The 26,353-nt window shown below is 69.2% G+C and carries 23 protein-coding genes, 1 tRNA gene and 2 pseudogenes; 10 read left to right on the top strand and 16 right to left on the bottom strand.

Translation table 11 applies throughout. From position 1 onward, the window contains the following. Positions 1 to 2: 2 nt before the first annotated feature. The 4 genes and pseudogenes from BST44_RS17250 to BST44_RS17235 all read right to left on the bottom strand — a co-directional run. Positions 3 to 1,383 (bottom strand): annotated as a pseudogene (locus tag BST44_RS17250) (FGGY family carbohydrate kinase); the annotation flags it as partial. Continuing rightward, complete coding sequence (locus BST44_RS17245) at positions 1,380 to 2,783, bottom strand: mannitol dehydrogenase family protein (protein ID WP_083178327.1); 1,404 nt, start codon at positions 2,781 to 2,783, stop codon at positions 1,380 to 1,382. The pseudogene BST44_RS17250 and the gene BST44_RS17245, both read right to left, overlap by 4 nt. Positions 2,784 to 2,817: 34 nt before the next feature. Next, positions 2,818 to 3,162, bottom strand: coding sequence for a DUF732 domain-containing protein (locus BST44_RS17240; protein ID WP_083178326.1), 345 nt, complete (start codon positions 3,160 to 3,162; stop codon positions 2,818 to 2,820). 151 nt (positions 3,163 to 3,313) lie between these two features. Continuing rightward, positions 3,314 to 3,658, bottom strand: a complete 345-nt coding sequence (locus BST44_RS17235) for a DUF732 domain-containing protein (protein ID WP_083178325.1) — start codon at positions 3,656 to 3,658, stop codon at positions 3,314 to 3,316. 315 nt (positions 3,659 to 3,973) lie between these two features. Between BST44_RS17235 and BST44_RS17230 the strand changes: the two genes are divergently transcribed. Continuing rightward, the gene (locus BST44_RS17230; protein ID WP_083178324.1) at positions 3,974 to 4,516 is read left to right on the top strand and encodes a hypothetical protein; all 543 of its coding nucleotides are present in this window, start codon (positions 3,974 to 3,976) and stop codon (positions 4,514 to 4,516) included. Positions 4,517 to 4,688: 172 nt separating this feature from the next. On the opposite strand, the gene BST44_RS17225 is transcribed toward BST44_RS17230, so the two are convergent. Continuing rightward, complete coding sequence (locus tag BST44_RS17225; protein ID WP_083178323.1) at positions 4,689 to 5,510, bottom strand: L,D-transpeptidase; 822 nt, start codon at positions 5,508 to 5,510, stop codon at positions 4,689 to 4,691. Positions 5,511 to 5,697: 187 nt separating this feature from the next. Here BST44_RS17225 and BST44_RS17220 point away from each other — a divergent pair, with 187 nt between their 5' ends. Continuing rightward, entirely contained in the window at positions 5,698 to 5,922 is a 225-nt protein-coding gene (locus tag BST44_RS17220) for a DUF4926 domain-containing protein (RefSeq protein WP_244184853.1), read from the top strand. A 43-nt stretch (positions 5,923 to 5,965) separates the two neighbouring features. On the opposite strand, the gene BST44_RS17215 is transcribed toward BST44_RS17220, so the two are convergent. From BST44_RS17215 to BST44_RS17200, 4 genes are all read right to left on the bottom strand, one after another. Then, positions 5,966 to 7,186: a PPE family protein gene (locus BST44_RS17215; RefSeq protein WP_083178321.1), complete on the bottom strand. Its 1,221-nt coding sequence runs from the start codon at positions 7,184 to 7,186 to the stop codon at positions 5,966 to 5,968. A gap of 10 nt (positions 7,187 to 7,196) precedes the next feature. Further along, on the bottom strand, positions 7,197 to 7,373 hold the full coding sequence (locus BST44_RS17210; RefSeq protein WP_083178320.1) for a PE domain-containing protein: 177 nt from the start codon (positions 7,371 to 7,373) through the stop codon (positions 7,197 to 7,199). 4 nt (positions 7,374 to 7,377) lie between these two features. Next, complete coding sequence (locus BST44_RS17205) at positions 7,378 to 8,589, bottom strand: PPE family protein (RefSeq protein ID WP_083178319.1); 1,212 nt, start codon at positions 8,587 to 8,589, stop codon at positions 7,378 to 7,380. 364 nt (positions 8,590 to 8,953) lie between these two features. Further along, entirely contained in the window at positions 8,954 to 9,322 is a 369-nt protein-coding gene (locus tag BST44_RS17200; protein ID WP_167380219.1) for a hypothetical protein, read from the bottom strand. Positions 9,323 to 9,707: 385 nt separating this feature from the next. On the opposite strand from BST44_RS17200, the gene BST44_RS17195 reads away from it, so the two are divergent. From BST44_RS17195 to BST44_RS17175, 5 genes are all read left to right on the top strand, one after another. Further along, positions 9,708 to 10,643, top strand: coding sequence for an SAM-dependent methyltransferase (locus tag BST44_RS17195; protein WP_083178368.1), 936 nt, complete (start codon positions 9,708 to 9,710; stop codon positions 10,641 to 10,643). A gap of 66 nt (positions 10,644 to 10,709) precedes the next feature. Then, the gene (locus tag BST44_RS17190; RefSeq protein ID WP_083178317.1) at positions 10,710 to 11,492 is read left to right on the top strand and encodes a DUF6065 family protein; all 783 of its coding nucleotides are present in this window, start codon (positions 10,710 to 10,712) and stop codon (positions 11,490 to 11,492) included. A 242-nt stretch (positions 11,493 to 11,734) separates the two neighbouring features. Next, entirely contained in the window at positions 11,735 to 12,145 is a 411-nt protein-coding gene (locus tag BST44_RS17185; protein WP_142274545.1) for a hypothetical protein, read from the top strand. A 200-nt stretch (positions 12,146 to 12,345) separates the two neighbouring features. After that, entirely contained in the window at positions 12,346 to 13,311 is a 966-nt protein-coding gene (locus BST44_RS17180) for a PPE family protein (RefSeq protein ID WP_083178315.1), read from the top strand. A 215-nt stretch (positions 13,312 to 13,526) separates the two neighbouring features. Further along, positions 13,527 to 13,868, top strand: a complete 342-nt coding sequence (locus BST44_RS17175; RefSeq protein ID WP_083178314.1) for a DUF732 domain-containing protein — start codon at positions 13,527 to 13,529, stop codon at positions 13,866 to 13,868. A gap of 214 nt (positions 13,869 to 14,082) precedes the next feature. On the opposite strand, the gene BST44_RS17170 is transcribed toward BST44_RS17175, so the two are convergent. The 4 genes from BST44_RS17170 to BST44_RS30970 form a co-directional block, all read right to left on the bottom strand. Beyond that, positions 14,083 to 15,906 carry a DUF7159 family protein gene (locus BST44_RS17170; protein WP_083178313.1) on the bottom strand — a complete coding sequence of 608 codons (1,824 nt, stop codon included), beginning with the start codon at positions 15,904 to 15,906 and terminating at the stop codon, positions 14,083 to 14,085. Positions 15,907 to 16,029: 123 nt separating this feature from the next. Further along, complete coding sequence (locus tag BST44_RS17165) at positions 16,030 to 17,529, bottom strand: dynamin family protein (RefSeq protein ID WP_083178312.1); 1,500 nt, start codon at positions 17,527 to 17,529, stop codon at positions 16,030 to 16,032. Further along, positions 17,526 to 19,358, bottom strand: a complete 1,833-nt coding sequence (locus BST44_RS17160) for a dynamin family protein (protein ID WP_083178311.1) — start codon at positions 19,356 to 19,358, stop codon at positions 17,526 to 17,528. The genes BST44_RS17165 and BST44_RS17160 overlap by 4 nt, the downstream gene beginning before the upstream one ends. Before the next feature lie 100 nt (positions 19,359 to 19,458). Continuing rightward, positions 19,459 to 19,941 carry a hypothetical protein gene (locus BST44_RS30970; protein ID WP_083178310.1) on the bottom strand — a complete coding sequence of 161 codons (483 nt, stop codon included), beginning with the start codon at positions 19,939 to 19,941 and terminating at the stop codon, positions 19,459 to 19,461. A gap of 459 nt (positions 19,942 to 20,400) precedes the next feature. On the opposite strand from BST44_RS30970, the gene BST44_RS30965 reads away from it, so the two are divergent. Then, positions 20,401 to 21,378: a hypothetical protein gene (locus tag BST44_RS30965; RefSeq protein WP_158086660.1), complete on the top strand. Its 978-nt coding sequence runs from the start codon at positions 20,401 to 20,403 to the stop codon at positions 21,376 to 21,378. A 12-nt stretch (positions 21,379 to 21,390) separates the two neighbouring features. On the opposite strand, the pseudogene BST44_RS31785 reads toward BST44_RS30965, so the two are convergent. After that, positions 21,391 to 21,609: pseudogene (locus tag BST44_RS31785) on the bottom strand (IniB N-terminal domain-containing protein); the annotation flags it as partial. A 281-nt stretch (positions 21,610 to 21,890) separates the two neighbouring features. After that, positions 21,891 to 22,448: an Rv0340 family IniB-related protein gene (locus tag BST44_RS17140; RefSeq protein ID WP_083178308.1), complete on the bottom strand. Its 558-nt coding sequence runs from the start codon at positions 22,446 to 22,448 to the stop codon at positions 21,891 to 21,893. A gap of 409 nt (positions 22,449 to 22,857) precedes the next feature. Between BST44_RS17140 and iniR the strand changes: the two genes are divergently transcribed. Then, entirely contained in the window at positions 22,858 to 25,287 is a 2,430-nt protein-coding gene (iniR, locus tag BST44_RS17135; protein ID WP_083178307.1) for an isoniazid response ATPase/transcriptional regulator IniR, read from the top strand. Between the two features lie 42 nt (positions 25,288 to 25,329). Here the strand turns inward: iniR and BST44_RS17130 are convergent. Continuing rightward, positions 25,330 to 25,403, bottom strand: a tRNA-Gly gene (locus BST44_RS17130). 186 nt (positions 25,404 to 25,589) lie between these two features. On the opposite strand from BST44_RS17130, the gene BST44_RS17125 reads away from it, so the two are divergent. Beyond that, positions 25,590 to 26,246, top strand: coding sequence for a VldE C-terminal domain-containing protein (locus BST44_RS17125; protein ID WP_208619824.1), 657 nt, complete (start codon positions 25,590 to 25,592; stop codon positions 26,244 to 26,246). Positions 26,247 to 26,353: the final 107 nt, after the last annotated feature.

Genomic DNA, 26,353 nt, shown 5'->3' with positions numbered 1-26,353 from the left:
ACGCCCTCGGTCAGGTCGCGCAGCCGCGCGTAGCGGCTGAGCACCTCGGGCGCCGGGTCGGCGGTGTATTCGTCGGCCCGCGGCCCAGCGGGGCGGTCGCGGCGATGAGCTCAGCGCCCACGCGGCCTGCCGCGCCGCGCCCAGCGCGACGTACTGCCCGGCCGCGGGCACCAGCACCGGCACGCCGAACACCGCGGGGGCGATCTCGCGCAGGGCCCGCGACTGTGCGCCGCCGCCGATCAGCAGGATGCGGCGCGCGGCGACGCCGAGCGCGGCCAGGTGGGCGAGGCCGTCGGCCAGCGCGCACAGCAGCCCCTCCACCGCGGCCCTGGCCAAGTTGGCCGGCGTGGCGTTCGCGACCCGCAGGCCGTGCAGCGCGCCGGAGGCGTTGGGGCGGTTCGGGGTTCGCTCGCCCTCCAGGTAGGGCACCAGGACCAGCCCCGCGCTGCCCGGCGGCGCGGACAACGCAAGCTCGGACAGCTCGTCGTGGCCGACCCGCAGCAAGGCGGCGGCCGCGTCCAGCACCCGCGCGCCGTTGAGCGTGCACACCAACGGAAGGTAGCGCCCGGTGCCGTCGGCGAATCCCGCGACGAAGCCGGCGTCGTCGCGGATCGGGTCGGCGGTGACCGCGGCCACCACCCCCGAGGTCCCGACCGACACGATGACGTCACCCTCTTCTGCGCCGAGGCCCAGGGCCGCGGCCGCGTTGTCCCCGAGCCCCGCGCCGAAGGTCGTTGTGCCGCTGACGGTTCCGTCCGACGGGCCCAGCACGGTCGGCAGCTGCGGGCGGCGACCGCGCATGGCCAGCTCGAGGAGGTCGACGCGGTAGTCCCCACTCGCGGCGTCGTAGTATCCGGTGCCGCTGGCGTCGCTGCGATCGGTGGTGAGCGCCGCGACGGCGGGGTCGCCGCGCAACCGCCACGTCAGCCAGTCGTGCGGCAGGCAGACGGCCGCCGTGCGGTCCGCGCGGCGCGGCTCGTGGTCGGCGAGCCAGCGCAGCTTGGCCACCGTGATGGCGGCCAGCGGCACGACCCCGACGGCCCGCGCCCACGCCGCAGGGCCGCCGAGCTCCTCGACCAGCGCGCGCGCCGCGTCGGCCGACCGCACGTCGTTCCACAGCAGCGCGGGCCGCACCACCCGGCCCGCCGCGTCCAGGCACACCATGCCGTGCTGCTGCGCCCCGACGGCGACGGCCTCGACCCCGCCCAGGCCACCGGCGGCCGCGATCGCCTGGCGGGCGGCGTCCTCCCATGCCGCCGGGGCGATTTCGGTGCCGTCGGGATGGTCGGCCCGGCCCTCGCGAACCACCTCGCCGGTGGCGGCGTCGCAGACCAGCACCTTGCAGGACTGCGTCGACGAGTCGATGCCGGCGACCAGGCTCACGGTTCGTCGGACCCCACCAGCGCGCGCAGCGTGGCCCGCGCGCCGCGGCGGCGCAGCGAGTCCAGCGCCCACAGGTACGGCTCGAGGAAGCGCGGCTGGTCGACGAGGTCGCCGAACACCGCGCGGTTGGCCAGGAACGCGGCCGGGTCGTCGCGCTGGGAGCGGGCGAGGGGGACGAGCGTGTCGGCGAGCCGGTCCACCACCTCGATCGGCCGGCCGTCCTCGTCGACGCCCTCGGCGTAACGCGCCCAGCTCGCGACGATCGCCGCGGACAGCCGCACCGGGCCGCCGCTGCGCAGATTGTCGGCGATCACGGGCAGCAGCCATTTGGTGATGCGTTCCGAGGAGTCCGCGCACAGCCTGGCCACCGTGTCGCGCACGTAGGCGTTACCGAATCGGGGGAGCAGCCCGTCCTTGAAGGCGGCCAATCCGGGGACCGGGGTGAGGGTGGGCATCGCCTCGAATTCCAGGTAGCGGTGCAGGAATTCGGCGACCACCGGATCCTGGGCGGCCTCGTGCACCAGCCGATACCCGGCCAGGTAACCGAAGTAGCACAGGCCCTGATGGCCGGCGTTGAGCAGCCGCAGCTTCATCGCCTCGTACGGCGACACGTCGCCGACGAGCCGGACGCCGGCCCGCTCCAGCGGGGGGCGCCCGTCGGCGAAATCGTCCTCGAGCACCCACATGGCGAACGGCTCGGCGACGACGGGCCACGCGTCGTCCACGCCGAATTCGGTGCGCAGCAGCTCGATCGCCGCGGGGGTGGTCGCGGGGGTGATCCGGTCGACCATCGAGTTGGGGAACGCGGTGTGCTCGCCCATCCAGTGTGCGAGTGCGGGATCGAGCCGTTCCGCGCACGACGTGAACGCCCGCCGCGCCACGCGCCCGTTCCCCGCGATGTTGTCGCAGGACACGATCGTGGGGGAGGGCAGGCCGCGGTTGCGTCGCCGGTCCAGCGCCGCGGTCACCAGCGGGAAGACGTCGCTGAGCGGGGGATGGTAACCGCCCTCGGTGATGGTGAGCGAGATCATGCGGATGGCCGGGGTGGCGAGCAGCTCGATCACCTCCTCGGGATCGTCAGGGGCGTACCGGAAGTCGACGATCGAGCCGATGACCCGAGGCCGCCGCGTGCCGTCGGGGTGTTCGAGGATCAACGTGTACAGATAGTCCTGGGCTTCGAGGACGTCGCGCATGCGCCGGTCTTCGGGCAGCACCCCGACCCCGCAGATCCCCCAGTCCACGGCCAGCCCGTCGGCGAGCAGCCTGTCGAGGTACATGGCCTGGTGGGAGCGGTGAAACCCGCCGACGCCGAAATGCACGATGCCGACGCTGATTTCGTCGCGATCGTAGGCAGGCACGGGGATGCCGAGTGCGCTCAGGTTGCGTGCGTTCAGCTCCATTGCCCAACCCCGGCCGTCGTCCGGCGGACTGCCGCTACGCGTTAGGGCACAGATCCCGCATGGCGAAGATCACCACGTCCGCGGCCTGCCGGCCGTTGATCCCGCCGGTGCCCTGGTCGGCGTCCGAGCGTTGTATCGCCAGGTTCTCCAGCTGCTGCGGGGAGGCGCCCCACGAAAGCTGTTGGCAGATGTCCGCACCCATCTGCAGCAGCGCCTCGTCGCCGCCGTTGACGGCGTGGATGCCCGCGTTGTGCATGTCGTTGAGGAAAGACGTCTGGTCGGCCCCGGCCGGGCTCGCCCAACCGATCCCCGCGGCCAGGAGGGGGCCCCCTACGAGGGCCGCGCCCATGAGCCTGCCCCAGGGTCGCCGTGCTGCCATCGAAATCTTCTCCTTCGTCGCGTGCCGGAACGCCGATGATGCACTTTTACACGAAAGCGCGCTGGACACGCTGCGGACGACGAATCCCGGGGATGAATTGTCGGCAAAGACCGATGGCCGGCGTGGTCTACGCCGACAGGAGAGACGACCGCTACGCGGTCGGGCAGAGATCGCGCACGGCGTCGGCGACGACGTCGTCGGCCTGCTGGGGTGTCAGCCCGCCGGCGCCCTGTCTGCTGTCGGAGCGTTGCACCGCCAGGCCTTCGAGCTCGGACGGCGGGGCGCCCCAGGACAGTTGCTGGCAGACGTTCAGGCCCATCTGCACCAGCGCGGCGTCACCGCCGCTGACCGCGTGGATTCCGGCGTGGTGCAGGTCGTTGACGAAGGTGGTTTCATCCGCCCGCGCCGGGCTCGCCCACATCACCCCGGCGACCAACAGTGGGCCTCCCACCAGCGCTGTGGTCATGAATCGGCCGGAGAGCCGTCGTGCGGTCATGGCTCATTCTCCTGTCCGGTTACCAAGCAGTTTGCCGTTGGTTCACCTATATATAACCTCTGAGACATATAGGGTCGGCAACGATTCGCTGTGAATGCGCTGCGGAAAAGTCGCGCCGGCGAGGAGGCAGAACGCTTAGCGGACACGTCTGCGCCGTGACGCCCTTGTGACGTCACCGTTTGGAAACGGCGCGGTGCGGCGCGTCCCGCGTTGCGCGCCGGCTGCCGACAATTGGCTCGGTCGTCGAAGGATGGCTGTGCGGTTCTGTTGCGGCAGATTTCTTATGTGGGCGCGAATTAAGGAGAGTCGACGCTGATGGCGATCGTCGATCGGTTCAGTATGAAAGTAGTTGCCGGCCTTGGGTTGTGCGGAGCCGCGCTGGCGTTGAGCCCGGATGCGGCGGCCACTCCCCTGAAGACGGGCGGCTACGCCTGCATAGAGGGGCAGGCCGGCGCGGCCGGCGCACCGCTGGCCGGCGGCCCCGGTGCCGGCGGCGGGGCGGCGGCCGCGGGCGGAGCCCCGGCCGCGGAGGTCTGCGCGGCCAGCGCCCCACTCACCGACATGGCGGGTGTCCCGATGGCCGTGCCCGGACCGCTGCCCGTGGGCGCTCCGGTGCCGTTGCCGCTCGGCGCCCCGCTGCCGCTGGGAGCGCCGCTCCCGATCGCTCCGGTCGTGCCCGCCGGTGCCCCGCTGGTCGCCCTCGGCGGACCGCTGGCGGCCGGTGCCCCCCTCGACGGGGTCGCCGGTGCGCCCCTGATCGACATGTCCGGGGTCAAGGACGCGCCGACCGGGCCGGCGCCGACCGGCGGCCCCCAGCCCGGCCAGCCCGTCGCCCCCGGCCCCTCGGGCGCGCACTGACAATCCGACCGCTCTCGACCGAACGGACCCGCTGGTTGCGACCAGCGGGTCCGTTCGTATGTGGTTGGTGCTGCACTTGAGTCGTCGAGCCCGAGCGTGAAACTAACTTCACGCTCGGCAACCGGGAAAGCATGCAACCCGGGGGGGCGATGCCTGCGACAAGCCCGCCCGCTCAGGACGGGGGCCGCTCCCAGAGGTCTTGCTTGACGATCACCGGGTCGCCGACATTGACGGTGTTGTAGTACCACTCGGCGTCGTCGGGGCTGAGGCTGATGCAGCCGTGACTGACGTTCTCGAGCCCCAGTGATTCCACGGCCCATGGGGCCGAATGCACGAAGAGGCCGCGGTTGGTGATCCGGACGGCGTAGTCGACGTTGAGCAGGTAACCGTTGGGATCGTCGACGGGAATGCCCACGCTGCTCGAATCCATCAGCACCGAGTGTTCTTTGGACAAGACGGTGTAGTTGCCGACCGGGGTCGGGAACTCCGGCCTGCCCATCGACGCGGGCAGCACACCCTCCTCACCGAAGTGGGGACGGTGGTGCGGAGTCGGCGGGGGGGCCGCGTCGACCCCGTCGACGCTCACCTTGAACGTGTGGTCCGTGATGTTGGCGACGCCGACGACCTTCGGGCCGGTCTTGAACTCCGTGGACCGGCCGTCGACCGCGAGCGCCACCGTGCTGTGCGCCGGCCAGTAGTGGCTCGGAACCCATTGCACGACATTGTTGTCCAGCCACTCGAACTTGCCGGTCATCGCGGGCGACGACGTGATCCCGACGGTCCGTTCGGCGGCGCGGCGATCGGCGACCGGCGCGGTGAACGTCACCACCACCGGGTGCGCCACACCCACCGTCGCGCCCCGCGCCGGCAGCACCGACGCGATGGCGAAGTCATGCGGCCGGTTCGCGGCCGCCATACTGGTGCCGGTAGGCCCCGTAACCACACCCGCAGCGACCCCGACCACCGCAAGAACACCCCGAACGACCGTCCGCATGGCTCCGATTCCTTTTAACTGACATAGTTGTAATAGGGATCGTAAATCCCCGATGACCAGCGGAAGCGCAAGGGCGCGTTAGCTTTCGGTCAAGCCTCGGTCACGGTTCGGCCACGGGGGTTTGGTTCGCCGACGTGGGGCCTGGGCCCGGGCGTCGGACCCGGGCCGGCCCGATGGGAGGAAGACGTTGAGACCTCGGGAATATGACGTGGTCCGGCTGTTGCGGGCTCTGCCCGAGCACAACCTTGCGGCCGGCGTCCGGGGGACCGTCGTGATGGACTACCCCACGGAGTCGAACGAAGCCCGGGCCTATGAGGTGGAGTTCTCCGACGCCGACGGCATCACCCAAGCCTTGGTCACCCTCGCCGTCGATGACCTCGAAGTCGTGTGGCGCCCGGCGTCGGGGACGTAGGCGCCGTCGCTGTCCTCGAGAAACCTCGCCGCGCTGCGCGATGTCAGCCGCCGAAGGGTGGTCGGGCCATGACGGTGGGCCGGAACCCGTACTTGGGGCCGACACCGCCGTGCCCGCCCGCGCCTGCGCCGGCCAGTGGCATGCCACCGAGAAGATTTCCGGGTGCACCCGTGGCCTCGGGGGCGGCGCTGACGGTGCTGACCGGGATGGCTTGCCCGAGCACAGGAGCAGGCGTGCTGGCCGCCGACCAGCTGACCGGTACCGACAACCTGCCGCCAACCGACGCGGCGTTGCCCAATGCCGCGGCCGGGTGCGCAGCGGTCGCGCCACCGCCGAGTAAGCCGCCCAGCCCGCCCAGGCCGGGCAGCGCCTTGACCGCCGGCGCCGCGCCGTTGAGGAGGCCCGTCGTCTTGGCGATCTGTACCCCGAAGTTGCCCATACCGACCGAGAAGTACGGCAGACCTTCGGTGTTGTACCACAGCGCCGAAAAGGGGTTATAGCCGTTGACGAACGATCCGAGGCTGGTGGGCAATGTGGTCTGCCCGGTCAGCAGGTACCAGATTTCGCTGAATGGAGCGCTGGTGGTTGAACTCTGCGTGGCCGCGGGCGCTGCAAGGGCTTGCAGCGTATTGGGTGTGCTCGAAACCGCATGTGACAAGACGGATTGCGTGCTGCTCGCCGCGCTGTTGCCGGTAGCGTTGGCGACCGCCGTGCCCTGGGTGGCTTGGGCGGACGGGTTGGCGATTTGGGGCGCCGCGGTAAACGGCGCCACCTTGGTCGCCGCCGCGGATTGGCCTGCGTAGCTATACATCGTGCTGGCGTCCTGGGCCCACATTTCGCCGTATTGCGCCTCGAGTTGCGCGATCGCCGGGGTGTTCAGCCCCAGCACATTGGTCGCGAGCAGCTGGGCCGTCTGGGCACGGTTGGCCGCGACCAGTGGTGGCGGCACCGTGGCCGCCAGTGCGGTCTCGTAGGCGGTTGCCGCGGCGTGCATCTGGTTGGCCGTCTGCTCGGCCTGCGCAGCGGTGGTACGCATCCAGGCCACATACGGCGCGACCGCTTGGGCCATCGACGCCGAGGCAGAGCCCAGCCATTCCTCCCCGCTGAGCGCGGTGATCACCTTGTCGTACACCAGGGCAGTCGAATTCAGTTCGGCGGCGAGCCCATTCCATGCCGAGGCGGCCGCCGTCAGCGCCTCGGGCCCCGGTCCTGTGTACATCCGCGCGGAGTTGTACTCCGGTGGTGCAGCCCCAAAATCAATCACCTTGACCTCCTTAGCTGTCCGCGGCCGTGGTGGCCGCCTCGATCGCCGGGTAGCACCGTGAGCTCATGCTCAAGGTGTTCAGCAACATCTCGTGGATGGCGGCCGCGTGCACGCTGACGGCCTGGCATATGTGCGCATGGGCGGCGAACGGTGCCGCCGTGGACGGGTGGATCGTGGCAGTCGGCATCGCGTCAACCTGCCGACGGAGGGCGGGTCAGCACGCTGTGCCGAAACCCGTACCTGTTGACGGCATTCGCGGAGCCGCGCCGGCCGGTCGGGCCGTTGGGGATTCCGCGCAGCAGCCCGTTGGTGGCGGGCGGATTGGAAGCCGTGTGGATGGAAGCGGTCTCCGTCACAGTGACCGCGGGGTGCACCTGCGATACCGGCGTGGCCCAACTCTGTGGCACCGACAACATGCCGACCTTGCCGGCCTGGCCCGCGCCAGCGGCAAACCCTTCCTGGCCAGCACCGTTGAAGCTGCTCAGACTTCCGATGTTGCCCAGGCCTAGGTGTGCGAATTGCGGTGTCGGATACCAGGCGCCGCTACCGGCGGTGGTTCCGGTGCCGAAGACCAACTGTTGTGCCATTTGGTAAGCCTGGTAGCCGGCGCCGTAGGAGTTATATTCCTGCAGCAGGTCGTGGAAGATGATCTTGTAGTCGTTGGGCTCGAACCCCCACCAGTTATTCGGGCCCGGTATCAACGAATTCAACGAACCCGAAGACGTGCCGGTGCTGGCCAGTGTCGACGACGCCTGCGGCACAGAGGTGGCCGTCGCGAGCTGCGGTGTTGCCGTCGCTGCCGTTTGCGCGGTGTTGCCCGCCGGTGTGGCGGTGGCCTGGGCCACCGCGGCCGCCTGGGCGGCCTGCGCGTCCGGGGTGGTGGCATTTGGTGGTGAGGTGAATGGAGTCAACCGCCCAGCCATCGCCGACGAGCCCGCATAGCCGTACATCGCGACGGCGTCTTGGGCCCACATCTGCATGTACTGGGCTTCGGTGGCCGCGATCGCCGGGGTGTTCTGTCCGAAGAAATTCGTCGAGATCAGCGTCATCAACAAAGTTCTGTTCGCGGCGATCTCTTCGGGAGGCACGGTCATCGCATATGCGATGTCGAAGGCCGCAGCGGCCCCGCGCGCCTGGCTTGCCGTCTGCTCTGACAAATTGGCCATCGCGGTAAGCCAATCCACGTACGGCACCACGGCCGATATCATCGACGCGGATGCAGGCCCCGCCCAGAGCGTGTTGGTCAACTCTGAAAGCACTGAGCCGAAAACGCCGGCCCCCGTGCTCAACTCCGCCGCAAGCTCGTCCCACGCGGCCGCGGCGGCCAGCATCGGCCCCGAGCCGGGACCGGCGTACATGCGGCCCGAATTGATTTCCGGCGGCAACGCCCCAAAGTCAAACACCGCGCCCCCTCGCGTTGTTCACGGTCTTCGGCCGACATCTCGACCGCCCCCGCTCCATAGCAGTGATTTGAGTGCAAAGATATTCGGCAAGGTAATTCATTGCAGCCGAACGTAATTCGTGATGCGCGGAGCCGGCCGAGTTCCGCATGCGAACATGAAATTCCTCCAAGGCAAGCTGAGAAGAAGCCGTTGTTGAAGTTGCGTGTCGCCGCCTCGTCGCAGGCGTCGCCCGACTAGGGCCGCACGACATTGAGCGCTGCTCAGACGGCGACCCGGAACGGCGCTCGCTAATCGAAGCCTTAGTTCAACGAAATCGGCTTTGTGATACAGAGAGAATCCAGAATCCGCGACACGCGCTGGCGTGTCAGCAGCGAATGATGCAGAGCAGGGCCGAGGTATCTCGGTTGACCGGCCCGGCCGGGAAGTCAGCTCCGGCGGCGGGCGCGACGAACGACGTCGGCAGCGCGAACCAATCCCAATGAGGTGACACCACAGACCATTTGGTCGGCACCGCGCGCGGCATCCACATGCTCAAGAACGTCTTGGAGTTCGCCGGCACCGCGCCTGTGGCGAGGCCATGCTCAAGATCGCCGTTGGATTGACCGACGACGGCGTTTTGATTCTCGCCGAGATGTGCTCGTACGTGGTGGGTTACGTGGCTCCATCCCGGCGGCTCCGGCAGGTCAGCGGCGGAAAACTGGGGGCGCAACGAGGAGCCCGCGACCAGCGCCACAAACGCGCTCAGCGCCGCGACAATCGCGATGGCCCACCGCCATCGCCGAGTCATGTCACATCCCCCAAGCTCCACAGTGGCCCAAATCTAAGCCACCAGATTTGAACACAGCCCGACGGAAATGTGAACGGAACACGACGAAGCACTGTGAATGCGCAGGTAGTCCGCTGCCAGTTAGGTACGGCTCGCCAACGGCATATCGACACCGATGGACCGCATCGGGTAAGAGGCAGGGGTCATGGGCGGACGTCTCGCTAGGACGCCGATAGGCTCGTTGTTCGCGCCGTCGTTGAGCCGCAATCCTTTTCGGCGCGCGAGAGCCTGCGGATGCGGTCGACGTGTACTGTCCGAAACTGGCTTGGCTAACGGCAGGGAGGTGGCGACGATGCCGCAGATCGACGGCTCTCCCACGGACCTGGCCGGGAGGGTAGGGGCGACCGCGCTCGGAATTGCCGCGGCGCGTGCTGCAGAAACCGCCGGCGACAACCCCCTCATCCGCGACCCGTTCGCGCAGGCATTCGTAGACGCGGCGGGCATCGGAGTTTGGACCGTCACAGCCAATCCCAAGCTGTTAGCCGAGCTCACTGCCACAGATCCGGGTGCGGAGCCGCTGGTGCGCGCTCTGATCAACTTCACGGCGGTGCGGACAGCGTTCCTCGATGAGTTCTTCCTCGACGCAGCGCGCGAGGGGGTGCGGCAGATAGTCAATCTGGCCGCCGGGTTGGACTCCCGCGCGTGGCGGTTACCGTGGCCCGACGACACCACCGTTTATGAGCTGGATCAGCCAATGGTCTTGGACTTCAAGTACGCCACATTGCGGCGCAGCGGAGCGATCCCTAGGTCACGCGTGGTCGGGGTCCCGGTAGATCTACGGGAAGACTGGCCGATGGCACTGCGGGAATACGGCTTTGACGCGGCGCAACCCACCGCCTGGTTGGCCGAGGGGCTGCTCCATTATCTTCCGGCGCGGACCCATGATCTTTTGTTCGAGCGGGTGCATGCGCTCAGTCGCGCAACCAGTTGGTTCGCTCTCAACGCCCCGAGCGATGACGGGTGTCCTCCGGCGGCCCGGCCGCCGGGCACCGGAACCCCGGGGGCAAAGCGTCAGTGGTGTGCCGGCGACATCAGCGGCTGGCTCGACCAAAGAGGCTGGGAGACGGTGGCTGTGAGCCTGGAGAACCTACTCAGTCACTACGGGCGTACGGTTCCCGGCAATCAGGTAATGCCAACAGTGTTCATCACCGCGCACCTGCCCGCGGCTTCGCCAAAAGACCGTTGGCTCAGTCGCACGCCTTGGCGTTCAGGTATAACGGACGGCTAACGTGCGGTCGCGATGCGTTGACGACGTCTGTAGGGGCCGACGTTCGGCCGGTGAAGTGAGGATCTGATGAGTCAGAAGTTCGATAGGCAGGTCCGCCCCCTGATCGGATATATCACCCATGACATCGCTCCGCCCATCACCCCCGCGCCGATCAGCCGGACGTGGATGGCGGAGATGCGTCAGGGGCGGGCGCACCGGTGTCTGCCGATGCTGATCGCCAATCAAAGTGGTTGGGAGGTGCGCAACCGGAGCGGGTTCACCGCCACGTGGACGGGCGGTGACGACCGCACCAGCTTGTCGATCGCACCGGACACGCGCCAAAGCGGTCAGTTCCTGCCCTCGAGCCACTTCGGCTACGGCATCTTGACCTGGCATCTGCCGATACTCTTTCGTACGCCACCGGGCTACAACCTCTTGGTCCGCGGGCCGGCGAATTATCCGAAAGACGCCCTCTGTCCTCTGGAAGGCGTCGTCGAAACCGACTGGTCCACATCGAGTTTCAGCATGAATTGGAAATTCACCCGCGAATTCATGCCGGTGCGTTTCGAGGTCGACGAGCCGATCTGCATGATCGTTCCGCAACGCCGGGCCGACTTGGAGGAATTCGCCCCTGAACTCAGGCCCATCGAGTCCGACGCAGAACTGCACCGCAAGCACGAGATCTTTTTGGGCTCGCGTGGCGCGCTGGGGCGCGAACAGGAGGCGGCGGAAATCGCTGACGAGCGCGCGCCGTGGCAAAGCGATTACACACGGGGAAGGCATAGCGACGGTGCGGCCGGGGCGGAAGACCACCAGACGCGCCGCCACCTTCGTCCGTTCGTTCAGCGTCTCCCCGACAACCGCCCGTGATCATTGCCGCTGCGGCGCTGTGCGGCTGATCCCGGCCCGCCGCCCGTAAGCGGTGCCACTGACGCCGGCCTAGGCTGGGAGGCCTCGTCGCGGCAGCACCCGTTCCGCGAGGCGCGTCCGCCGTTGGCACACACCGGACTCGGACCGATTTCACAGCTAGCTCCGATCGTTAGCCCGGTTGTGGGCGGTACATTCGGAGCACTGTGACAATGCTAGGCGCTGATATGAGTCGGCGATGGCGGTTGGCCATCGCGGTTCTCGCCGCGCTGAGCGTGTTCGTTGCGCTGGTCGCGGGTTCGTCGTTGCGTCCTGAGTTTTCCGCCCCCGCCCCGCCGGAGCCGGCGGCGTGGGCTCACGTAACCCACAATGCACGAGCGCATCTCGGCCAGAGTCAGCACATTGCCGTCGGTCAATCCCACGACCAACCGGAGCGCGGCCTCGTCTCGGGTGCGGTGCCGACGAATAACAAGACGTTCCTGAGCATGTGGATGCCGCGCGCCATGCCGACCAATGGGGCTGCGGTGTCGCCTCATGCGGATTGGTCTCCCCTGCCGGCGGCGTTTATCGCGCCGGGCGGCGCCACCGGGCTCGCCTTCGCGCATACGCCGGTCAGCCGAGATACCCCCACCCTGCTCTGCGTCATCCGCTGCTGACAAGCCCGTAGTCTGGACGACGCGCGTGTCGCCGGGCCGGGTGTCCGCGCGCGCCGGCCATGCCTCAGACCTAACGTCCGCGCCATGTATCCCCTGCCGCTGAGCCGCTAATGGCCTGCAATCGCTGTGTTTATCTCTGAAGGAAGTAGTCCTATGTTGTCGAATGCGACTCATACCGCCGAACCGAGGCGGCGGTCGTAATGGATTTCACGACGCTACCGCCGGAAGTCAACTCCGGGTTGATGTATTCGGGTCCGGGCGCGGGTTCGATGAGGGAGGCGGCCACGGCCTGGGGTCAGTTGGCCGCACGGTTATGTGCCGCCGCGGCTGGTTACCGCGAAGTGCTGGAGGCAATGGTGGTAGATAACGGAGGGCCGACGGCGATTACCGAAGCCGCGGCAGCGTACGTCGACTGGATCGACGGGGTCGCCGCACGCAGTGAGCTCGCGGGCATCCAGCTTGCTGCGGCGGTCAATGCCCACCAGGAGGTTGTGACGGCGATGGTGCCCCCGCCACTGATCGTCGCGAACCGCTCCCGCCGACAGTCGTTGGTCACGGAAAACTCTCTGGCGCAGGCCAGCCCGGCGATCGCAGACCTCGACGCCGAGTACGAACAGATGTGGCTCCGCGACGCCGACGCGATGTCCGCCTACGCCGACGCCTCGACAGACGCGGCGGCGCTCACCCCATTCGCCTCGCCGCCGGGTAACCCGGGCACGGCCGCGGCCGGGTGGGCCCTCGAGTCCGCGCCGGAGGTCATATCGGCTGGCCACCAACTGATGTCAGCCATTCCGGGGACGCTGCTGGAGCTGTCGTCGTCGCCACGGGCCAGGTTGGAAGCGTGTCTCGCGCCGGTCACGCCGTCGCTGTCGAAACTGGGCTCACTCACTGCGCCGTCGGATTTCGCGATCAACCACTTGAGCACCATGAACAAGACGGCCGCGCTGCATGCACTGATGCCAGATGCGGTGAACGCCAATGGTGACCAGGTGAGCGTGAGCCTCGGCCGCGGGACCGCCGTCGGCCAATTGTCGGTACCGCACGCGTGGATAGCCGCCCTGCCCGACGCTACGCCCGTGCACACCGGCTGGATCGGTGCGCCCATCCGGTTGGTCACGGCCTGTGCGTTGCCTGGCTCCCACGCGGCCAGCCAGTACGAGGGTTGAGGCCTCGAGAGGTCTCAAGTGTCGTCAAAAGGACTGAAATCGCGGCTGTTTCGAGAAGGGCAGGACCCGCGTCGCTCGGGTCTCGCGGTGGTCCCTACGCCATAAGTTCGGTTGCGGCGCTCATGTTTTCGTCAGCTCTGGGCTGACAGCGAAGTTCAAGGATCAATCGGTACGTACCGTGCGCTGAACGGTCGACGGACGGAGGAGAAGAAATCGTGCGGGCACAGAGTCGCTATGGACATCCCATCGGCCTGGCGCTGTTGGGTGGGCCCCTCGTGGCCGGAGTCGTCTGGGCCAGCCCGGCGGCGGCGGACGCAGCCAGCTTCGTGAGCGACATGCACAAGGACGGGATCCACGCCGTGTCGGGTGGTGATGCGGCGCTGTTGCAGGCGGGCCTGGACCTTTGTCAGCAGCTATCGTGGGGGGCTCCTCCCTCCCAGCTGGAGGGACTGGCGTTGCAACGCTCCGACGGCAGGCAGGGCGGGAGTGGGCTCACGCCGGAGCAGGCAGACGACGTCGTGAAGGCCGCCGTGCGTGATCTGTGCCCTCCGACATAGATCGCCGCCGGACGTACCGTCAGTTCGACACCCTGCTCTGCGATGACGAACTCGAAGCCGTCGATCGGCGTTGTGTCCATGGCAGCGGTCATCAGGTGCAACCCGAACAACGTGCACAGTGCGAGCGGCTCGCCACCGCATTGCACAGATATGTTGTAGCTCAACGCGTTTCGCCGGTGTGGCGATCTGACTTTCGCCAAGGGCGGGACCGGAGCTACGGGATGGGCGGAATGGTCGGGATCGCAGGGATCCGTGGTATGCGCGGAATCTGTGGTACCTGCACCGATGTCGGCGGATTGTCCGTGGACGACGGTGGTGGTGCCGGTGGTGACGTCGTGGCTGTTGACGTGGCGCTCGTCGGTGGCGGCTCGGTGGTCGTCGTCGGCGGCGGTTCGGTGGTGGTCGGTGGCGGTTCGGTCGTGGTCGTCGCCGACTGAGTGCTTGTCGGCGGCGGAGGCGCCGCCGTGCTGGTCTGAACGGGGGCCTGCTGCGCCGGGGCGGGGTTTGTCTGCACCGCCGACGGCGGCGGTGACGGTTGCGGCGTGGTGGTGGCGCCGGGCTTCGGCGTGACCGGTGTGTTGGTGGAGCCGTGGCTCAAAGCCAGCATGATCACCGCGCTGAGAGCCAGCACCGCCGCGACCGCGGCGAGAACCAGCACCAAGGGCCGCCGGTACCAGGCTGTGTCGGCGGTGCGGGCCTCGTCGGGGAGGGGTTGTTGCTCGAACCGCAGATCGGGCCGGGCGTAACCGGTCTCGTCGCCGAACTGAAACGGCGGCGCGGCGTATGGGGCTGGGACTTCGTCGTCGGCCCGGCCCGGGGATTCGTCGGCGGCCAGGGGCAACACCCCCGATTCGTCGCCGGCCTCCGACCATGCCAGTGCGGGCATGGCCGTGGACACCTGTGCTACGTCCTGCAGGGTCGGTTCCGCGAGTGGCGGTGGCGCCGCCACGACTGCCGCGGCGGCCATTTTCGTTTCGCTGTTGTCGGCGGGCCCGCGCGCTGCCCGCAGCGCCGCACCGGTGGCGGCCGCCAGGTGCGGCCGTGGTGGCGTGGTGACCGGCACACGAAACCGCTCGGACAGCCGCGCGGTGACCTCCGGGATCGCCGCGCCACCGCCCACGGAGGCGATGGCAACCAGGTCGGTCGCGCGAATTCCGTTGCGCGCCAGGGTGTCTTGTAGGACAGAGGCGAACTGGTCCAGTGGCTGATTGATCGCTTCGTTGAGTTCGGTTCTGGTGAGCCGGATATCCCCGCGGAAGCCCGGCAGGTCGGCGGGCAGCGTGGTCGCCGTACTGGCCGAAAGCCGCTGCTTGGCCGCCCGGCATTCGGCCCGCAGACGCGTCAGCGATCCAATCGCCGACGTGGCCGAGACATCGATGGAACCCGCGGACGACAAATCCGCCACGATGTGGGCCAGCAGGGCCTGGTCGATCAGTTCCCCGGAGAAATCCGTGTGGCGCACCGTGGCACCGATGGGCTGGTAGCCGTCGGTCGCGTCGACAAGCGTGATGCTGGTGCCGCTGGCGCCGAAGTCGCACACCGCAACGATCCCGCGGATGGGCAGGCCCGGGTTGTTTTGCAGGGCGGTCAGCGCCCCTTGGGCATCCGAGATCAGCGCCAGGGATTCCGAACCGCCCGACCATTCGGGCACCCGGCTCAGCGCGGTGCGCAACCCGTCCGCCGCGGCGGGGCGCCAGTGCGCGGGATAGGCCACGGCCGTCGCCTCAGGCAGCGGGTGCCCGGCGGTCGCGGCGTAGGCGAGGGCGCGCAACGCGTCCGCGAGCAACGCCTCGCCGCGATGCGTCGAGCCGTCGGCGGCCACGATCCCGACCGGGTCTCCCACCCGGTCGACGAAGTCGGTCACCACCAAGCCGGGCTCGTCGAGATGGGGATTCTCGGAGGGAACGCCGACCTCGGGTGGGCGATGTTGGTACAGCGTCAGCACCGACGTGCGTGTCACTGCCCGATCGGCCGTCATGGCTGCCAGGTTGGCGGTCCCGACCGACAGACCCAGCGCCCGTCTTGCTTCCGTTGGCATATCGTCCAATTCAGGTGTCCGCCGGCGTACGTGTGCGCGGCCACGACAATGTATCGGCAGCCAACCTATAGCAGGCCGCCGCTGTCCTCCGATTCACACACGTCGATCGCGGGCTCTGGGGCGTCAACGCGGCCGGACGCCGCCATCGCGCGCGGCGAAAGCCGCCACCATCGCTTCGGCGCTGCGCACCGCCGCGCGGCACGCCCTGGTGGTGAACGGGTCGTTGAGCGGGTGCTCGGCGCGGCGGCGCCAGCGTTGCGCCGCGGCGAATGCGGCGCGCGGCGCGTCATGGTGCGCCGCGGGGGCCAGCCCAAGTCGGCTGGCCGCGTCGGTTCCCGAACCGCCGATGAGGCGCCGCAGCGACGCCAGCTCTTCGTCATGGAACGCCGTCGCGCGTGAATGCAGTTGGCTCAGCAGGCGCAGCTCCTCGAACGCGTGGGTGTCGGCCAGCAGCGGATCGATGTCGGCGAGGATGCGCGGCGTGCCCGCGATCGGGTACGCCTCCACGAACCGGCGCAACGACACCAGCGCGGTGTGCGCCTTGAGCATGTCGGAGCGCTGCGCGAACTGCTGATCGATGACATTGCGCAACGCGACCAGCCCGCTGCGTTCCAGCAGCTCGTCCGCCAGCCCCGCCGCGTCGGTGACGCCGGCCTTGAGCACGGCGATCGAGATCCGGATGCCGAACATGCCGAACCGCTCGAGCAGCCGGCCGCGCGTGCCGGCGTCCACCGGCAACGGGCTGTCGGGACGGACGAAGCGGTCCGCGCTCAGCATGGCCTTGTGCAGCTCGGCGGCATCGACACCGGCGAGTTTTTGCAGCGCGACGAACTCCGACTGGCGCAGCGTGCGGGCGGTCAGCGCCAGCAGCCCCGACACCGGCACCACCGCCTGGCAGACGCCCGTCTGGCTCAACTCGCGGGTGAACCTTTTGGCCACGTCGTCGGCCGAGAGCATGGCGTCGAGCCGCCCGGCGCCGATCTCGTCGGCCCGCGACGCCACACCGATGATGCCCAGCGCCCCGGCCGCCCCGCCGACGAGGTCACCGATCTGCTTGAGCAGCGCGATGTCGGCGGCGTTGAGGGTGCGCAGCAAGAACACCACCGCGTCCACCCGCGGCATCCCGTCCTCGGGCACCAGCAGCCGCAGCGTGCGCGCGGAGACGTCACGCGCCAGCGACGAGGTCCCCGGCGTGTCGATGATCGTGGTGGCGATCAGCTCGTCGGCGGGCCATTGCACGTCGAGGTCAACCACGTCGTCCGGGTTCAGCCTGCTCAGGTCGAAGCCGAGTCCGCCGTCGCGGATGACCGGCACATGAGAACGCCGCCCCCCACGATGGTTGGCAACGACCTTCGGTGTCGGGCCGTGCCGAAACCAGGTCACGATCCGGGTGGCCTCGGTGGCATCCGTGGGGGCGACGGTTTCCCCGACCAGCGCGTTGATCAGGGTGGATTTGCCGGCCTTGAGGGTGCCGGCCAGTGCGATGCGCATGGGCTCGTTGAGCCGGGCGGCGATGCGGTGCAATTCGTGGAAGACGTCGGGCCGCTCGCGGTAGGCCGGCTCCGCCTGGTAGGCGCGAAGGGTTCCGCCCAGGATGGCGCGGACCTGCTCGCTGGTGCTCACCCCCGTGTCACCGCGGGCGCGAGCTTGTCGAGGTTGTCGGTGACCTGGGTCAGGATGTTCAACTGCCGCTCCAACTCGCGGATCCGGTTGTCGCGCTCGGTCTCCTGTAACCGCGCGGCGGCGACGGTCGCCTGCAGCGACTCGTTGACCGAGCGGGTGGCCTGGTTGGCGATGTCGCGGTAATGGTCCCGCAGCTGACGTTGGATCGTCTTGAGCCGGTCGCGCGACTCCTTGCCGACCACGAACGACACATCGTCGACGAAACGGCGCAGGTTGGTCTTGGCCTCGTTGCGGGCCCGCAGCAGGCGGTTCTCCTTGTCTTCCTTGTAGGCCATGCGGCCCATCACCAGTCCGGCCCCCACCGACAGCGGGTTGAACAGGCCCAGCCCGGCGACCGAGGACAGCATGCCGACCATCACCATGCCGCCGTAGGAGCCGCGCATGCCCGTCACCACCTTGTGGCCTTTGCCCATGGGTTTGGACTCCAGCCGGGCCAGGGACTTGAGCTGACCGAACTCCTCGCCCATGGCGCGCGCGCTGAGCTCGGGCATGGCCACCGCACCCAGCCCCGCCTCGACGAACACGCGGCCCACTTCCTGGGCGAGGGCTTTCGCGCGCTGGTAGGCCCAGACGAAATTGTCGCCGACGGCGGTGGCGACGGCGTTCTCCACGTCCACCCCGATCTCGGCCCAGTGCCGGGTGGGGTCGCACGAGTCGATCACCCGCTCGGCGTGCTCGGTGATGGCCCGGAAGCGTGCCCGCAGATCGTGGTCCACGTCGCCGGTCAGGTCGGTGATTCCGTCGTTGAGTAACTGCTGCCACAACGCCGTCTGCTGCAGCGCGTCCTCGGCCTCCCGTTTGCGTTGCTCCAGGTCCTCGGTGAGCCGCCCACCGACGTCGGCGTCGCCGAGCGCGGCCAGCTCAGAGCGCACCGCGAGCGTCAAATGCTCTGCCGCCGAGCGGATTTCATCGAGCACCTGGTCTCGCAGCTGGTCGTTGCGGCGGCCCAGCACGTCCTCGCTGAGGAACTTGACGATCGCCGGGAAGTTGGACTCGTCGTTGAGTTCCTTGTCGTTGAGCGTGATGGCGTGGCTGCGCAACAGCGACGACACCGGAAGCACCGGCATCGGTACCCGGGCGCGCTGCAGGTGTCCGATGTTGGCGTTGACGATCTCGCGCCAATGCGGATACAGGTCGGTCTTGGTGGCCAGCAACACCCCGACCGGACAGATTTGATGGGCCTGCTGCACGAACCGCATTTCCGGCTCGGTCAATTCCTGGCTGGCGTCGCTTACCATCAGGATCGCGTCGGCATCGGGCAACAATCCCAGCGTCGCCGACAGGTGCGGCTGACCGTGACCGCCCACACCGGGTGTGTCGATGAAGGTGAGCCCTCCCTGCAGCATCGGGCTGGGCGCGCCGACCTCCACCCGGAGCACGTCGCGGCCGGCGGCCTGCGGAGCCTGACGCAGGTCCGTCTGCAGTTCGGCGACGGGGACGTCAGCGGTTTCCGGTTCGCCGTTGGGCCCCGCCAGGACGATCCGCGCCGACGGCGGGTCGCCGTAGGCGACGACGGTGATCAGCACCGTGGCCTCGTCGTCACCGACGCGCGCGACGGGCATGTTGAGCAGCGAGTTGAGCAACTGGCTCTTGCCCTGCTTGAGCTGGCCGGCGATCACCACCCGGATCTGGGGGTCGGTGATGCGTTCGCGGGCCCACGCGAGCCGCTGGCTCAGGTCGCCCCGGCCGTTGAGGTCGGCGATCGTGCTCGTGTGATCGATCAGTTCGACGATCACGTTGACCCGGCGCGGGTCATCGGGCTGGGTCACCGGGTCGCCCTACTTTCTGCGTTGAACTCCGAAACACCGTATGCCCACCAACCGGCGGGAACCCCGTAAGGTCCCCGCCGGTTCGCGGCGATGCCTGCGATCAGAACCCGGTGTGCGGGTCCACCGGGTGGTGCGTCATCGGGTCGCTTTCGACCGGCGTGTGCGACGCCGCCGGGTCGTAGCTGTTGTGGTCGAACACCGAGTGACTCGAGGCGTCGGCGGCCGACTGGCCCGAGGCGTCGAACGCCGTGTGGCCGGACGGGTCGGCGAGCGCCGACGTGCCTTGCAGGGCCGAGTGCGCGTCCACCGAGGCCCCGCTTTGGCCGGCGGCCGCCGCGCTCGGATCCGCGTGCGCGGGGGGGCTCTGAATGACAGAGGAGCCGCCTGCGTGGCCGGCGGCCGTGGCCGCCGCGCTGCTGTCGTGGATGACGCCGCTTTGGCCCGCGGACACGTGGCTGGTGCCCGCGCCGGTGGCAGTGGTACTGCCGCCGAGCGCAGCGCCCTCGTGGCTGAGGATGTTGCCCTGGGCGTTGCCGCCGGCGGAAACCGCTGCGCCGCCACCGGCGCCGACCTGAGTTGCCATGCCGGTTTCGGCGGACGGAGCCGTCGGCTGAGCGCTGGCGTGGCCACCCAGCGTGGCGCCTTCGCCAGTGAGGATGGTGCCGTGTGCGCCGCCTTGGCCGCCCGCGGCGATTCCGCCTTGGCCGCCGGCAGTGATTCCGCCTTGTGCGCCGGCCAGCTGGGTCCCGCCGCCCAGCGCTGCGCTTTCGTTGCCCAGGAAACTGGCGTGACTGCCGGCGTTGGCTGCGAGTGCCGCGTTTCCGGCAGCGCTGGCTTGGGCACCCAGGCCGGCATTGCCTAACGAGCTGGCTGCCGCCTGAGCACCGGCGGCACCGCCGAGGGCAGTAGCCCCGCCGGCACCGCCAGCCGCGGAGACGCCAGCCGACCCGAACGCGCCACCGCTGGTGCCGAGCGTCGCGCCTCCGGCTGCGCCGGCGCCGACCTGGCCGCCTACACCGATGCCGCCCGACGAGGTGCCGAGTTGAGCTCCGCCAGACCCCAGGCCGCTGGCTTGTCCGCCGATGCCGCCTCCGGCTTGTCCGCCGATGCCGCCTCCGGCCTGACCGCCGTAGCCGCCGCCGGCTTGGCCGCTGGTCTGGCCGCCAAAACCCCCGCCCCCCTGGCCGCCGATGTTGCCGCCGGCTTGTCCGCCGATCCCGCCGCCGGCCTGGCCGCCGAAGCCGCCTCCAACGCCGCCGCCGAAGCCACCGCCAGCCTCACCCTCCGCGCTCGCCTGACCACCAACTCCGACCTGGCCGCGACTTCCAGCCTGGCCGACAGCTGCACCCTGCCCGCCAAAGCCGCCGTCGGCACGCCCATCTGCTTCGCCGCGACCACCGCCAGCGATTTGGCCACTGCCGCCGGCCCGGCCACCAATGCCGCCTTGCCATCCGGCGTCACCACCGGCGCCGAAGCCACCGCCGAAGACCGCACCGGCGTCGCCGCCGAGACCGAAGCCACCGCCGGCTTCGCTGGCGGCCTGGCCGCCAACGCCGCCTTGCCATCCGGCGTCGCCTCCGAGACCGAAACCTCCACCGGCTTCGCTGCCGGCCTGGCCGCCAACGCCGCCTTGCCATCCGGCGTCACCACCGGCGCCGAAGCCGCCGCCGGCTTGGCCGCCGAAGCCGCCGCCGATGCCCGCGCCGGCGTCGCCTCCGAGACCGAAACCTCCACCGGCTTCGCTGCCGGCCTGGCCGCCAACGCCGCCTTGCCATCCGGCGTCACCACCGAGGCCGAAGCCGCCGCCGGCTTGCCCACCTGCGCCAAACCCAGCACCGACGCCACCTCCGGCTTCGCCACCGCCACCAAAGCCAGCGCCGGCTTCACCGCCGATGCCATAGCCGACCTGAGCACCCAGCCCCACCGCGTCGGCCAACTCGGCGCCGACACCCAACCCCGCACCAGCGTCGGCACCCAGCCCAGCAGCAAGGTCACCGCCGGCCGCCGCAGAAACATCTGAGGCCGCCGCGAGGCCGAAGTGACTGGACACAGCTTGCTGCAGGCCAACAATGGGGTCGCCGCCACCCAGTTGCAGTCCCGGCACCGCGCTGGCCGCCACGGAGGAGACCTGCGCCGGGGACACGTCGGCAAACCCGGCTTCATTGAGCGCTTGCTGGGGCGAAGCAGCGAAGGCCCTGGCCGCGTCTTCGCTGCGGAACAGGTTGAGGATGTAGTCGATCAGAGAGCTCACGTCAGTGCCTTTCGATTGTGACTCGTTTGAGCCGTTGCCGGTGCTACGCCGACGTTCCGACTCTCAAGCTAGGTGCTTCGTTTCAGGCCCGGAACGGGGCCGAATCCCCCAATGGTTTGCGCCCTTGGCGGGATCACTCAGCCGATGCCGTTAGGGGATTAGGGGGTGGTTAGGGACAAAGTGGAGCCTGGCCGGATAACCCCCATCAACGACATTTGCCCACTTCAGGACCATAACGGCCGGCAATTGCGGTCGTCACCCAAGTTGATAACGAATCCAAATCAGCCGAAGTGCGGGTCGAGCCCGAATCCGTGATGATCATCCTCGACGGCGTGGCCCTCGGCCAGGGAGTGGTCCCACGCCCCCGGGCCGTGCACCCCGAATCCGCCGTCGTGGACCGGCTGATCAGAACTTTCGTCGGGTGCAGCGATCGCCACCGATGCATCATGCAGCTCGACCGGCGCCGGATGCGGCTCGGTCCCGGCCCCCGGGGCTTCCCCGCCGCCGGCGGGCGGGTGATCGATGACGTGGCCGGTCGGACCTTGCCCCGCGGCTGCCGTCGGTTCTTGGACCGGCACGTGCGCCGGGAACGCGTCGAACGCGGCCGTAGCCGCACCGCTCGCCCAGACGTTGCCGTGCTCGGCGGCGCCGCCCGTACCGGCCGGACTGGACATCGACAGCGAATCCGACACCATCGGGATCAAGTGATTCACATCCGCGCTGGTGACACCGGTCAAGTGAGCGTCGGCGATCGCTTGCGCGGGGTCTGCCGCGTAGCGCGCGGCGGCTTGCGGGTCGCGCACGAGTGACATCACAAAGTCAAGCAATGCATTTGCCATGACACGCCTCCAGCGTGCGCTCCGTCACCATCAACGCCTACTCGCAGCCAAAATCCAGCCGTTTCCCGGAATGCTATCTGCCGGCGGCGTCGCCGTGATCGGTGTGCGCCCACCCCGCCCCAGCGCCGCGTTAGGGGATACCCCATTAGGGGATGTGGCGCCTACGGGGATTATTGATGACCGGCGCCGCGGCAGAACGCTAAGGTAAGCAACGGCCGACGCCACTCAGCCGGATCGACACAGGGACGTGCAGCATGAGCAACTCGCTCGCGTCGGCGGTCGGCATGCAAACCCGGCGGCCGGACGCCGCTGCCGCGGCGCGCGTTGGCCACCGGCCACCCGGCCCGGGCGCGACGGCGTTCAGCAACCCCCAATCGCCTGTCCCCGCCACAGTCGGGTAGCGCCCAACATGGCCAGTCCAGACACGGCGGTCTCCACCGAGGTCCCAGCCGATGCGCGGCGCATCATCAGTGCGCTCGCGGACGGCGCGCAACCCCCAGTCAGGGTTCTGGTCACCGGGGGGATCGGCACCGGAAAGACGACCGTCCTGGCTGCCATGCGTGATGCCCTGCGCGGCACCGGGGTCACGGTCCTGACGCGCCCCCCGCGCGATGGGGACCGACCCGATGCGGCGGTGGTCATCGATGACGCGCAACTGCTGGCCGACGCCGAGCTGCTGGCGCTCGTCGAGCGCATCGCTGACCCCGCGGCGACGATCGTGGTGGCCGCCGAACCGTGCGAACAGCGCACCGCGCTGCGGACGCTGGCGACGGCCCTCGACCGGGAGCGGCCGCGACTGTCGTTGGGCCCGCTGCCGGTCGCCGACCACTTCCTCGACAGCACGGCGGGGCTGCCGTTTTTGGTGCGGGCAGTGGCCGAGACCACGCAGGACCCGTCGCAGGCGGCCAAGTACGCGTTGATCAACCGGCTGCGCCGCCTGGACGAGCCGGCGTTGGACACGCTGCTCATCGCGTCGTTGAGCCCCGGTTTAGGCACCGCCGATGTCGCTGCGGCACTGGACATCTCGGCGACGGAAGCGCTGCTGCTGGTCGACCGGGCGCGCGCCAGCGGGCTGATCGAGCCATCCCACAGCCCGATCTTCCTCCAATCCGTGCACGACGCCGTCGCCCAGCTCGTCGGCAACGCGCACCACCACCAGGTCGAGACCGCACTGTTGCGTTCCCAGCTCGCGATGTCCGCGCTGTCGGCGGATCTCGCGCTGCGTCTGGCCGAACACGGATCGCGAGACGCCGATCTGGCGAACCTCTTGCGCCGCGAAGCGGCGGAGGCGCGCCGCCAGTCCGCGCGCGCCGCTCGGCTATACCGGGCGGCGGTCGCCGCCGGCGCCGACGGGCTGTCGTGCCGCCTGGCCGACGCGCTGGCCCTGACCGGAGACTGCGCCGGGGCGGCGGCCCTGGCCGATGATCTGCTCGCCTCCGCGGATCCCGCCGAACGCGCCGCCGCGGTGCGGGTGGCGGCCAGCGTCGCCGCCCACGACGGCCATGCGGGGCAGGCGGCCGAGTTGTTCGGCTGGCTGGGCGCCCACCCGGACGCGGTGGTCGGCGCCGCCGGCGCCCTCACGCTGGCCGCGGCGGGGGACCTGGCGGCGGCGCACGCGGCGTTGGGGCTGCCGGGAGAAGGCCCGCCGACGGCCGGCGCGCGCGCGGCGCGGGGCCTGGCCGAAGGTCTGCTGCTGAGCATGAAAGAGCCCTATCCGGTCGCGGTGGCGAAGCTGGGCCAGGCGATCGCCGTGGGCGGATCGATCGGTGAAGTCATGCCCGACAGCCCGGTCGCGTTGGTCACGCTGGCGGCGTTGCACGGCGGCGACCCGGTGCGGGCGCGCAGCATCATCGGTCGAGCCGTCCGCACCGGCGGCGACGCGCTCTTCGAGCGCCGACACCTGCTGCTGCTCGGCTGGACGAAGATGCGCGACGGCCAGCTCGCATCGGCCGGCGCCGATGCCGACGCCGCCTGCTCGGGTGCGGCCACCGACCTGCACCGGCGCGACGCACTGTGGGCGGCGGCGCTGCGCACCGCGATCGCACGCCGCAGCGGCGACACCGGTGCGCTACACAAGCATTGGTATGCGGCCATGGAGGTGCTCGCCGAGTACTCCATCGACTTGTTCACGCTGCTGCCGTTGGGTGAACTGTGGGTCGCCGCGGCACGGATGCGTCAGGTGGCCCGGCTGCGCCACACCCTTGATCAGGCATTCGGCTTGTTGGAGTCGCTGGGCAACCCGGTGTTGTGGTCGGTGCCGCTGCACTGGGCCGGCGTGCACGCCGGGATCCTGACCAGTTCACCGGAATCCGTGGCCCCGCACGGGCAGGCGCTCACCGCGGCGGCACCCCACAGCGTCTTCGCCCACGCGCTGGCGGGCGCCGGCCGGACCTGGCTGCGGGTGCTCGCCGGCGAGGTCGGCGCCGACGAGGTGACCACGGCCGCCCGTTCCCTGGCCCAGTTCGGGTTGACCTGGGATGCCACCCGGCTTGCCGGTCAGGCCGCGCTGCAGACGCCGGATGCCCGGGTATCGGGCGACATGCTGCAGCTCGCACGCGATCTCAAGCTGGTCGCGGCGGTGGAGGAAACACCCGATGACGAGCCCGGGTCTGAGGCTGCCAAAGCGACTCGCCAGCCGCCGTCGGCCGCACCGTTGTCCGCGCGCGAACGCGAAGTCGCCGAGCTGCTCCTCCTGGGCTTGCCGTACCGCGACATCGGCCGTCAGCTGTTCATCTCGGCCAAGACCGTCGAACACCATGTGGCGCGGATCCGCCGCCGGCTCGGCGCCGGCTCGCGTTCCGAGATGTTGTCGATGCTGCGCGCCATATTGGCTTCGTAGTGCTGCATGGGCCATGCCGACGGTGGACACCGGCGCTTCATGTGGAGCCGATGACGGGAATCGAACCCGCGTATTCAGCTTGGGAAGCTGATGTTCTGCCATTGAACTACATCGGCGGTGTCGGCATCGAAGACTAGCATCCGGGGGAGGGTCCGTCGGGCGGATAGGGTCGGACCAGCCACAGCCCGGACGACCCGGTTTGACCCCGGCGGTGAAATGCCTCGGGCGGGAAAACCACGACTGAGACGCAAATTCCCGCATTCGTGTTTATTCTTTCGTGATCTTGTCGTAATGTGCCTGGGGTGGGTCGGCACAGATTAGCCAGGAAACGGCGAAAGTCACCGCTGCTCCTGGCAGGGGTGCTGGCACCGGCTGCGGTATTCTTCGCGGCCGCGGGCGATGTCTCGCCTTTCGTCCCGCGCCACACCGTCCAACCCGTTATTGGTGACACCTCGCCGTGCTGCGTGGAAATCGTGTCGGCAAAGCCGATGGGGATTGTGCTGGCATCAGATGTGTCCCGCGGCGACGGCATGGATGCACCCCTGGCGGCGTCGAGGTACCACACCCGGTCCCGGTTCCTGCCGGCCGGGCTGGCACCGGAACGGGGCCTGCAGGTGCGGACGATCCTGGCCTCCCGCAGCATCAGCGCCAAGTTTCCGCAGATCCACGAAATCGGCGGCGTGCGGCCGGATGCGCTGCCCTGGCATCCGCTCGGGTTGGCGCTCGACGTGATGATCCCCAACCCGCAGAGCGCCGAGGGCATCGCCCTGGGCAACGAGATCGTCGCGTACGTCATGAAGAACGCGAAACGGTTCCGGATCCAGGACGCGATCTGGCGCGGTGTCTACTACACGCCCGGCGGAGCGCAGCCGAGCCGGCTCGGGCACTATGACCACGTCCACGTCACCACCACCGGGGGCGGCTACCCCAAAGGTGACGAAATGTATCTCGCCGACTGAACGCGAAAGTGGGCAGCGGATAGGCTCGTCTCAGTGTCAGGGTGAGGTTGCCGCTTGTTGCGGTGGTTGGATCCTGATCACCTGGTGTTTGGCTCGTAGGCTCGTTG

Source organism: Mycobacterium scrofulaceum (genome assembly GCF_002086735.1).
Lineage (GTDB): Bacteria > Actinomycetota > Actinomycetes > Mycobacteriales > Mycobacteriaceae > Mycobacterium > Mycobacterium scrofulaceum.
This window is presented reverse-complemented; position numbering and strand designations above follow the sequence as displayed.